The organism is Dapis hubbardiae BLCC-M172 (assembly GCF_050016015.1).
Classification (GTDB): Bacteria; Cyanobacteriota; Cyanobacteriia; order Cyanobacteriales; family Microcoleaceae; genus Trichodesmium.
Window position 1 is genome coordinate 1 of record NZ_JBNHEQ010000065.1, and the last position, 10,552, is coordinate 10,552.

The window sequence follows — 10,552 nt, forward strand, 5'->3', positions numbered from 1 at the left end:
GAAAAGAAATTAAAGAGCTTGTGTACCTCATAAGCTTGAGAAACGCTATAATTAACAATTAATAATTACCTCTTCTGATAAAGAAGAGGATTAGCTAAAAGGAATTTTTTGATTTTTTATCCATTAATGGAGAGGCTCTATACCTGAATTTTTTGGTAATCAATTAAATGTGATTAATATCATCTAAAATTATTAATTATCTTGCTTCTTATACGGGGTATACGCTATTAGTAAAACACTGATTTTGGCTCGTAGTTGCGCTTCATTGCTAGACATATATTTGGCACTAAAGCGCAACTACAAACAAAGACTTTTTTATAACTAGGGCTTGCTGATTAAATCTCAAAGTATTTACAGATAAAGGTATGAGCTTTTTTAGGTTGCTAAAAAGTACCAGGTTTTCAGCTCTTAATGCACGGTTCCCGAAAAATCAAAAAGGAAGGTATTTTCAGCAAGAGTTGGGAAAAAAATTACTGCCGTACGGACGTTTTGCTGCGCAATATGTTTGCGGAGCATTCCGGAACGGAAAACGCATTTTTGCCTGTGCAACGTCCGTACTACTCCTCTACTCCTTAAAAAATACTTTTTCAGCAAACCCTAACTAATTGTTGGAAGATACTTTTCTATTTCCTAGGAAAGATACTCAGGACTAAGAAGATTCCATAGAACCTCCCTAAAATATTTTATCTAATCAGTTGAATATCCTTTTATTCACTAACTTTTTGAGCTTCTTGGTTAAGAGAATTATCACCAAATAGCTGAGGAATAATTAAACCTGAATTAGCTTTATATTCTGCAAATTCTGGGTAACGAGATAGAGATTTATCTTTTTTCAACATATTAGGAATAAATACTCCGGCAAAAAATACTCCTAGAATTAAATAAGGTAGCCAATGTTGGGCTAACATTGCAAAGGAAAGATAGATAAATACTTCTCCTAAATAGTTAGTATTTCGGCAGCGAGCAAAGAATCCTTCTGTGATTAATCCTGGTTGATATTTGAGGGTATAATATTTTTGAGCATCGCTAGTGTAGTGGAAGAAAACGCCAAAAATATTCAGAGAAATTGCAGCAGCTAGTAACGGTATTGGAGGTTCAGTTCCACTGCTAATTAAAATGTAGGGAGCTACCCAATATAAAGATAATAAGGCAAAAGTAACAATGCCTAACCAGATAGGAATTTCTTGTTCCCATTGTTTGTCTGGATAGATACGGTCTTTTAGTAACCATAAAATTCCATAGGTGCCATGTAGAGCGAGATAAACCCAAGGAGCTAAAGTAAAGTTTTGGTAGGCTACCATTAGTGCCAATACAAATATAAATGTCGTGGCTTTGTGGAAATTAATTGGATGTTTTGCTTTCATAATGAGTGATATTTGTACTCTCAAAAAAACTTGAGTTATATTATAAAGGTGAGCATAAATAAAATCAACAAGTAGGACAAGTTTGTCGGACTGCATCACTAATTTTTCAAGGTTTTCAGCTCAACCAGTTTCTGTACTTAGATGGTATTTATTAATAATAAAATTGACCAAATCTCAGCCCTGTTCATTTTTCCCTAATTCCAAATTAATCTACCCAGCAATAATGGCAGCAATAACAAACACAAATAAAATTACTAAAATTCCAATAATTGCAATACTCGACATTAATAAGAAAGAGATAGTCGCCCACATTCTCTGATGTTTTTTAAATTCAGAAATACTTTTCCATTGCCGACTTTTCCAAGCCCACTCATTTCCTTTAAAACCTAGAACTATTCCTGTAAGTAACCATCCCATACCAAAGGTGATCAAACTTAAATCAATCCAAGCAATTAATCCTACCCAAACATGATTAGTTAGACACCAAAAACCAGGTAATAAAAATCCTCCCCAACTCCAATCAAGAATTTCTTCTGGTACTTCATTAGAATTATGAATAATATTCCCTGATTCTGGAATAGTAACTAAAGCTGTTTTTGTCTGAATTTTTTGATTTTTTTTCTCCGTTTTACTGATTTGAGTTGGTGCAATAATTTCTGGAGTTGGAAGTTGTAATTGTACTAATATTTCCTCTGCTGACTGGAAGCGATCGCCAGGAATAGGAGCTAACATTCTATTTAAAATTCCCTCAAACTTCGGACTTAATTTTAATTCCTGACTCCATTGCCACTCCATTGTTTTTGCATTAATTAATTCCGAGGGAAATTTACCAGTCATTAATACTAAACAAGTTACTGCTAAAGCATATAAATCGCTATGGGGCGCAACAATTCCTAAGCGCATTTGTTCGTCAGGAGCATAACCAAATTTACCTAATTTAGTACCAGCAGAAACAACATTTTTTGAACTATCTGCTTTGTGGGAAACTTCAGCAGCAATTTGTTTTACTCCACCCAAATCTATCAAAACTGGCAAACCATCTTCTATGCGATAAATAATATTATCAGGAGCAATATCTCGATGAATAATTCCTTGACCATGTAAATAACTTAAAACTGGTAAAATTTGACGTATAAAGTCAGTTATTTCAACTTCGCTAAAAAAATTACCTTGTTTTCGACGTTGATTTAGTAAAGATTCTAATGTTTGCCCTTCAATAAAATCTTGCACCAAAAATAAACATTTATTTTCCCGAATAAATTCCCAGAAACGCGGAATTTGAGGATGATTAATTTGATGTAATGTCATTGCTTCGCGTTGGAAAAGTTCCTCAGCTTTTTGAATAAAATTTGTACCTTTATTTCCGGGAGTTAATTGTTTTAAAACTACTGCTTGATTAAATCTACCTGTATCTTCCGCCAAGTAAGTTTTGCCAAATCCTCCTTGACCTATTTGGCGAATAATTATGTAGCGGTTTCTTAATTTAATTCCTGGTTTTAATTCTTTAAATTCTGTTTGAGAGGGTTTTATTTCCTCTAAAGAAGCACCACAATTAGAGCAAAAATGGGAGGTAATAGTATTTTTATGTCCGCAGTTTGTACAAGTAGTCATATTTGTTAAGTGTTAATTTGAAGAAAGAAAGAATATAGAATAAGGCAGAAGATTAACTAAATTTTTTTACACAAATTGCAATTTCAGTGCTACAACTTCGGTGTTATATCATGTCTGCTTGAATAGTTATAAATAACAACGGAAAAGTCTGAAGTAAGGAGGGAACAGGAGGAAGTTATCTGGTATATGGAGTAGAAATTTTTTTTATCGCTAATTATCCGGACATGATGTTATTTTATTTAAATATTTTTTTATACAATGCTAATATAACTATCCTAAATGATTTGTAAAAAATTCCAAGTCATAGGTTAAAGAGTATAAAACTTTTAGCCTTGTTTTGAAGTTATCTGGTATATGGAGTAGAAATTTTTTTTATCGCTAATTATCCGGACATGATGTTATTTTATTTAAATATTTTTTTATACAATGCTAATATAACTATCCTAAATGATTTGTAAAAAATTCCAAGTCATAGGTTAAAGAGTATAAAACTTTTAGCCTTGTTTTGTGGATATTTTCTACCGAATAATTAAGGTTTAAAGCTTTCTATTTCAAGAGAAAAAGCGGTTGAGGGATGGCGAGGTCTCCTCGCCATATCCAATCAACCAAGACAGCGGTCGGAAAGCGGAGCAGTCCGTAGGATGGGATGGCGAGGTCTCCTCGCCATATCCAATCGACCAAGAGAGAAAAAATTTTCCTTTTATTCAATCCAATCCGTTTTAGGGAGAGGTAATTATCAATTATCAATTATCAATTATCAATTATTGAAACAACCCAAATAGCACTATTATATAACGTTTTTATTTGGAATATGGAAACCAAATCCTATGAAAAAGGGAATAGGGAATAGTCAAGAAGGAAAAACAGGATTAAATAGTAGTAAAAATCTAGGATATGGAATACTCAAGACAGCACTTTTTTCTTAGAATAAACCTCCATCTAGATTTACATCTCATTTGAAAATACTATAGTAGGAATCTTATTTGGTAAGCATTCAGCTATTACCGATAAGCTCTCAGCAATAAAAATGAATCAAGCAAGTCTTCATTTAATTTCTACCACATTTTCAAATAATTATTAGAAATCTCTCAATTGTTTTTTTCTTCTTTAAAGGTAATATAGCTTATAGCTGATGGCTGTTTGCGCAGCATTCCGTTTGCGCAGCATTCCGCAGGAAAGGAAATGCTTACCTGACTTGTAAAAAATTCCTTTGTACATGACAAGTAAATACTAACTTAAATTTTCAACCTTATACCATTTCTCTATGAACCTAAACTTATTATATGGGTGCATCTCAATGCGTGAAGAAAGCCAAAAATTTATCGCTTTTAGGGAACACAGAAGGTGGGAACAGGTATGGAGGTATGGAGGTATGGAGGAAAAAAGTATTTTGGCAAATATGAGATGCACCCTATTATATTCGACTAATTAGTTACTACAAGGATCATTGCGAATGGAACGGAGTGGAAAGAAAGAATCTTAGAGGTTGAATGTATCAGGAAATATAAAAAAAGAAGATAGGGAACACAGAAGGTGGGAACACAGAAGGTGGGAATAGGAAATAGGCAAAAAAATAATTATTTGTTATCAATAAATTCACTCTTATCTGATTGAGTATGAATAGTCATACCTCCTCCTTCTGTAGAGTTATTTCAATCTCTTGCTTTATTCAAGCTAGTTGATTGAGTTATGAAACTTTTTTATTAATACTTATTTTACAAACAGTCTCTTAAAGACCTTGGGATTGATTGTCAACTTTCACAATGATAACTATTTAACTGGACTTGATATAACTAAGAATTATTAAGTGTATTTTGACAATCAGATTTAGTGTTAGCTATTAGGGAGTTTAGGAAAAATATCCAAAATATAAATATGCTCATAACTAAAGTAGGGATTTGGTGACCAAAACCCCTAAAGTAAACTAATAAAATTAATATACTGTTTTTCGACAATTAATAATTAATAATTACCTCTTCTATAATAGAAGGATTGACTAAAAGGATCTTTTTTATTCTCTTATTCGATTGGATATAGCTAAGAAAACTCGCCATCCCTAGACCGCTTTTTCTCCATAAATGAAGAGGCTTTATACCTTAATTTTTCGGTCAAACAAGTATTAAGAGATTATGGCTCGACAAAATATAAAAGTTAGCATAAGTCCAGGGATTAAAATAAGCTTGACAGAGTAATGTATCTGTATTTATACTTCTAAAGTTATCCTGATAAATAGAAAGTATAGTTATGTCTTCTTCCCTATTCCCTCCATACCTATTCCCTATTCCCTTTTTTATATTTCCCTGACCGAATAATTAATAATTAATAGTTAATAATTAATATAGTAATCCGCACTTATGTTGTAAGATTTTATCGTAGAGTTTTGGTCTCCAAACCAAGTACATAAATGGGATTTGGTAACCAAACTCCTACAGCTTTCTCTCACAAATCATTTAGGATTACTATAATTCAACAATTCAGGTTTAAAACATTCCCTTTTAAGGGGATAAAATAAAAAAATTTCCTTTGAGTTAATTCCTTTCTTAAAAGTAGGGGATTATTAATTATTAATTTTTAATTACTGAAAAACAATCTCTAAATAGGTGCTGGGTGAAAAAGATTATTTCAGTTATCAATAAATAACTTAAAAATTAATTCTTTTGATGGCTTTCAGCTCCTAATATCAAATCCGCTTGATTGAACATAAAAAAATCTCAAATCGTCATAACTACTCAATCTTTTTAATTTTCTCCCCTCCTGACTCCTGACTCCTAAAGACTTAAGCAATCTATCACTGTTTAACCGGACTTGATCTAACACCTTTATTTAAGCTCCTATTCCACACTTATAATCATTTTTTTGCCGATAATTTTCCACAACTCCGCCTGCACTTTTTCAACTACTTCTTGCCAATCTTTTGACTGAGACTGACGGAATAATTTCATCGTTGGATACCAAGGAGTATTTTCTCCTTCTTGTAACCAACGCCAATCAGGATTAAAACATAACAAAGTCCATACATTTTTACCTAATGCTCCTGCTAAATGTGCCACGGAAGTATCAACAGTAATTACCAAATCTAATTGATTTATTACTGTTGCTGTATCGGCATAATTATTTAACTGAGAACTTAAATCTTCTATCTGAATATTGTCATAAATTTGAGTTAATTCTTGACTACGTTCTCCTTTTTGCAAACTGTAAAATTTTACTCCTGGAACTTGCAAAATAGGCAAAAATTCTGTTATTTTACAAGAACGATTACAATCATTTTTATGAGTAGGACTACCACCCCAAACAATCCCTACTTTATATTCAGTATCCGTCAGATTTATATGATTACTATTTGTTGATTGGAGATAGGGAATATTGGCAGGAATTGTTTCTAAAGTTGTGCTGAAAATGTAAGGTAAACTCATTAAAGGTGTATAGATATCAAATTCTGATAATTGTAGTTCTCCGGGTGGCATTAATTTATCAATTCCTGGCACATTTTTAAATAAAGGAATTAACTCTGGCGGACATACTAATATAATACTTTGACAACGTTTTGCTGCTACAGAAATATAACGAATAAATTGAATAGCATCTCCTGCTCCTTGCTCCGTATGAACTAATAAAATTTTATTGCTAATATCTTCCCCTTTCCATCGGGGATGAGGACATTGAAAGGGAGTAAATTCTGATGTTTCCCACCGCCATTCACATTCTGCAAATCCCCGTTTTAAATCTCCATTTTTCAACAATGTCATGCCTAAATTAAAATGTGCTTTGGCAAAACTACCGTTGAGATTAATTGCCTTTTCATAATGTTTAATTGCCTTTTCTAACTCACCTTTTTGACTATAAGCATAAGCAAGACTATTGTGAGCATCGGCATTATCTGGTTCTGTATTAATTACCTGTTGTAAAAAATTAATTGCTGCTTCATATTGTTGATTGTCTCCTAAAGCTACTCCCAAATTATATTTAGCTCTAGTCAAATCTGGTTGTAACTTCAGACATTCGTGATACTCATTAATAGCTTCTACTAATTTACCTTCTTGATATAACTGATTTCCTTTAACTAAATGAGTCTCTGCCATAGCTATTTCTGAAGTTGGTTTTACTGTTTCTGCTAAAGCTTCATCTGGTAAAACATAAGAACTAGCTAATAAATTTTCATTCCATTCAATAATTTCCGGGAAGCGAATATTTGGCAAAACTGCCACAGAAAATATTTCCTGAACTCCAGCTTCAAACTTCAAAAATGCCACAGTTTCTCCAGTTAAAATATTTACCACCCAAACACCACAAATTCTTTCTTGAAGTTGAGTAATAGGCATCCCACTAAAAACAGCAGTTTCTCGAACTTGAGACAAACCAATAAATGCTAAATTTCCCCAAAAATCTATACCACGAGTAAACCCAGGTAACTTAGCAATTGTTTCTAATTTTCTGTCGTTTAAATCGACTTTTGCCAGACTACCATTTCCCGATTCTAATAACCATAATTGTTCTTGATACCATCTCGGAGAATGAGGCATAGATAAACCCCGCATTAAGATTTCATTTGTTTCTATATCCATTAATATTCCACCATTAGCTTTATTCTTTCTCCACCCTGCTGAAGTATCAGTTTCTCCCAAAGCAGTCGCATATTTTGGCTGGTCATTTTTTAAACAAAGTCCGTTTAAATGACAGCGGTCTGTTAAGTCATATCCAGTGATAAAAGGAGGTCGCCATCTCGGCACAAAACTATTAGGATGACCGAGAGTACAAAGACAAGAAAAACGAGTATTAATAAACCATAATTCATCCTTCGCCCAAGCCATTTCGTGAATATCAATATCGCCAGTTATATGAATATTTCGTGGTAAATAACAAGCGTCATGTTTACCAGCAGGTTCTATTTTTCCTGCCACTGCTGGAACATTCCGAAAATCCCAAATTTGATAAGCAGTTCCCAGGGCAATTTTTTCGTGAGTTGCTGCTAATCCCATCGGTTTATTAAAGGTCCGAAAATGAGTATTAATTACTCCATTATCCGCACGCAATACAATTAATTTACCTGCTTGATAAGTTGAAACAACTAAAGATATGCCTAACTGGTCTAAAATATTAGGGAAATTATTTGTATGTACACTTCTTAATAAATAATTGTCAGTATTAACAGGAGCATCAGTTTGATTATTCATGGTCTTTTCAGTTATCAGTTATCAAAATTAGGTATAAATTTATTAAACAATGAATTGAGCTAAAAATCCGGAATAATACCATTTCTCAAAAACTTTTCTACATTTGATTGAGTAGGGGAGTAGGGGAGTGTAGGGACGTTGCATGCAACGTCCGTACGGGAGAAGTAAAGACAAGAATAATTAACATTAACTTGCCTCAAATAAGCAAAAAGGTGATTATACCAAGAATTACTTAATAACTGAAGTGTTAATCAAGTATAGCATTAATGCATGGTAATTGGTATAAGAGTAAAAATTTAGATATTTTATAGTACCCCAACTACAATATAATAGGACTTACGCAGAAACCGGGTTTATTTAGAAAAATTCGTTTGAACAACAAATTAGGGCAATAAACCCGGTTTCTTGTCTGGTTTGTGTGTCTTGTTTAATTCAAATTAAATACCTTGAGACTATTCTTAAACCCATGCCAAAACGTGTAAGTAAAATGCCAAAACATATCGTTTATGAGTTATCTCCAGAACAAGAAATATTCCTTCCAAAGTATATAGAAAAATGGAAGGCAATAGCAACACTAACCCAACCCATTGATCGAGAAAAAGTTGAAGCAGCAATTAGAGCTGCTTATAAAGCGAGTGACTTTCCTGAACCTGAAATTATTTTTTTTTCCAACCCTTTTGCAGCAATTAAAGAAATTTTAGAGATTAAAAACTTAAAGACATACTTAGGAAAAGACATTAGTGGTAAATTTGATAAAAGGGTTTTCACTCATCTTGATCATCTAATAGAAAGACAAATTGACAAACCTACAAATTAATGAATCAAATTAATTATCCAGGGTATCCCAATCACCTCAATAGAGATAATAATCCAAAAGCTTTTCACTGTCCTGGCGGTATTAAAAATTGTGTAAAAACTCAAATAATTAAAGATTTATATAGAGATGATAGCAACTATTTAGACCTTAAATATTCAGAGATTTTCAAATTATTGGATGGTCTAATTATACCTACAAATTGGTCTAATTCGGCTTCTATGTTCGACTTTTGCATATCGGTTATCGGTTTAGAGTCCGATCAGAAAAAATGGGAAGTTATTCAAGAATTAATACAATGCTGTGGTTTTATCTTTCAATTTGAAAATGTCTGTATTGCTTGCGATCGACCTTATAAATTGTCATTTTATCAACAAAATTTGCTTCATGCTGAGGGTAAATATGCTCTGGAATTTGTTGATGGGTATGGAGTTTATGCTTATCATGGAGGAGAACGCCCCCAAGGAAAACGCTGTAAAAATAAAGAATATATTGAACCGGGTACGAAAGTAAAGCTGCCTCACACTGGAGAATATGGAATTGTTGTACACTGCTGGTATAGCGATGAAATTTTAGATTTTGATTGCTATATCGCATTTTTTGGCGAATCATTTCCCGGCCGAGAAACTGACTGCAGACCTTATATCTTCCGCTATGCTGCTGTTTCCTTAGAAATTTTAGATTGAACAAAAATTATTGGGGTAATAAAATCTGTTGTTGCTGCCTATAAATCTCTGGTATTTCAAAATGTCTAATACACAACCTCACGCGATCGCCATTCAGCAACCTGCTGTAAGGGGCGGGTTTAGTAGACTTAATTGCTGCTATCAAAGCTTCCGGTTCAACCCGCCCCTACAATATTTCTGACTCCTTCTTTCATTTTAGGTGAACCCGAAGCAACCTAACCATGAAACTACATAGGGACTCAATATTATGTGAAAATCTAGTAAAGATTGGAAAAAAGGGGTGCAGGAGGTCAATATTGTGGTGTAAACTTATATAACAGAACGACCTAAAAAAAAAGAAAAAAAATGTCCACTCAAAAAACACAACACCAAGCCAAAGACCTTCAAACTTTATCCTACCTGGAATCCACAGAACCTCTCCCTACTACTCCTAACTCTCTTTCGCCTTTATCGACACCGCTGCGCTCTGAATTATCTTCCTCATCTTCCGATTTCGATTCTATGTTTGCCAAAGACCCTCGATTTGCCATAAGATTCCTTAGAGAGTATGCAGATAACCATGGTGAAGAAGGGATACGATGTTTGGAAGCGAGGAAGGGGGTAGGAAGCAGAGAGATCGGACTGCATGAAGACGCTAGAATAATGAAACTTAGTGAAGAAGAGTTCATTGTATTGTAGAATTATTTTATTTCATTCTAATACACCGACTATTCAGACGCAAGCTAGTCGATACCATTATCGTACCAACTTCACGACGAACTGATTAACTAAATAAGGAACTTCAGGGATTAGCGATCGCTACTCCCTACTTACTCCTGTCTCTTGACTCAGAGACAGGTGCGTTACCCAATTATTAATAATTAATAATTAAATAATTCGCGCCTTGAAGCCTCCCCTTGGATA

At 33.6% G+C, this 10,552-nt stretch carries 6 protein-coding genes; 3 read left to right on the forward strand and 3 right to left on the reverse strand.

Translation table 11 applies throughout. The features are described from left to right. Positions 1-707: 707 nt before the first annotated feature. The 3 genes from ACP6PK_RS06675 to ACP6PK_RS06685 form a co-directional block, all read right to left on the reverse strand. Positions 708-1,364 (reverse strand): DUF1295 domain-containing protein, encoded by a 657-nt coding sequence (locus ACP6PK_RS06675; protein ID WP_426558839.1) that lies wholly within the window; start codon positions 1,362-1,364, stop codon positions 708-710. Positions 1,365-1,574: 210 nt separating this feature from the next. After that, positions 1,575-2,975, reverse strand: a complete 1,401-nt coding sequence (locus ACP6PK_RS06680; RefSeq protein WP_426558841.1) for a protein kinase domain-containing protein — start codon at positions 2,973-2,975, stop codon at positions 1,575-1,577. Positions 2,976-5,806: 2,831 nt separating this feature from the next. Then, a complete protein-coding gene (locus tag ACP6PK_RS06685; RefSeq protein ID WP_426558843.1) occupies positions 5,807-8,149 on the reverse strand; it encodes a TIGR03032 family protein in 2,343 nt (780 codons plus the stop codon). Between the two features lie 466 nt (positions 8,150-8,615). Here ACP6PK_RS06685 and ACP6PK_RS06690 point away from each other — a divergent pair, with 466 nt between their 5' ends. The 3 genes from ACP6PK_RS06690 to ACP6PK_RS06700 all read left to right on the forward strand — a co-directional run bounded on the left by ACP6PK_RS06690 (position 8,616) and on the right by ACP6PK_RS06700 (position 10,327). After that, entirely contained in the window at positions 8,616-8,966 is a 351-nt protein-coding gene (locus ACP6PK_RS06690; RefSeq protein WP_426558845.1) for a hypothetical protein, read from the forward strand. Further along, a complete protein-coding gene (locus ACP6PK_RS06695) occupies positions 8,966-9,649 on the forward strand; it encodes a hypothetical protein (RefSeq protein ID WP_426558847.1) in 684 nt (227 codons plus the stop codon). Before ACP6PK_RS06690 ends, ACP6PK_RS06695 begins: the two co-directional genes overlap by 1 nt. Positions 9,650-9,994: 345 nt before the next feature. After that, positions 9,995-10,327, forward strand: a complete 333-nt coding sequence (locus tag ACP6PK_RS06700; protein WP_426558849.1) for a hypothetical protein — start codon at positions 9,995-9,997, stop codon at positions 10,325-10,327. The last annotated feature ends 225 nt before the right edge of the window (positions 10,328-10,552 follow it).

Coding starts and splice junctions, on each gene's coding strand:
- ACP6PK_RS06675 (WP_426558839.1), bottom strand. CDS start 1,364: ATGAAAGCAAAACATCCAATTAATTTCCACAAAGCCACGACATTTATA.
- ACP6PK_RS06690 (WP_426558845.1), top strand. CDS start 8,616: ATGCCAAAACGTGTAAGTAAAATGCCAAAACATATCGTTTATGAGTTA.
- ACP6PK_RS06685 (WP_426558843.1), bottom strand. CDS start 8,149: ATGAATAATCAAACTGATGCTCCTGTTAATACTGACAATTATTTATTA.
- ACP6PK_RS06695 (WP_426558847.1), top strand. CDS start 8,966: ATGAATCAAATTAATTATCCAGGGTATCCCAATCACCTCAATAGAGAT.
- ACP6PK_RS06700 (WP_426558849.1), top strand. CDS start 9,995: ATGTCCACTCAAAAAACACAACACCAAGCCAAAGACCTTCAAACTTTA.
- ACP6PK_RS06680 (WP_426558841.1), bottom strand. CDS start 2,975: ATGACTACTTGTACAAACTGCGGACATAAAAATACTATTACCTCCCAT.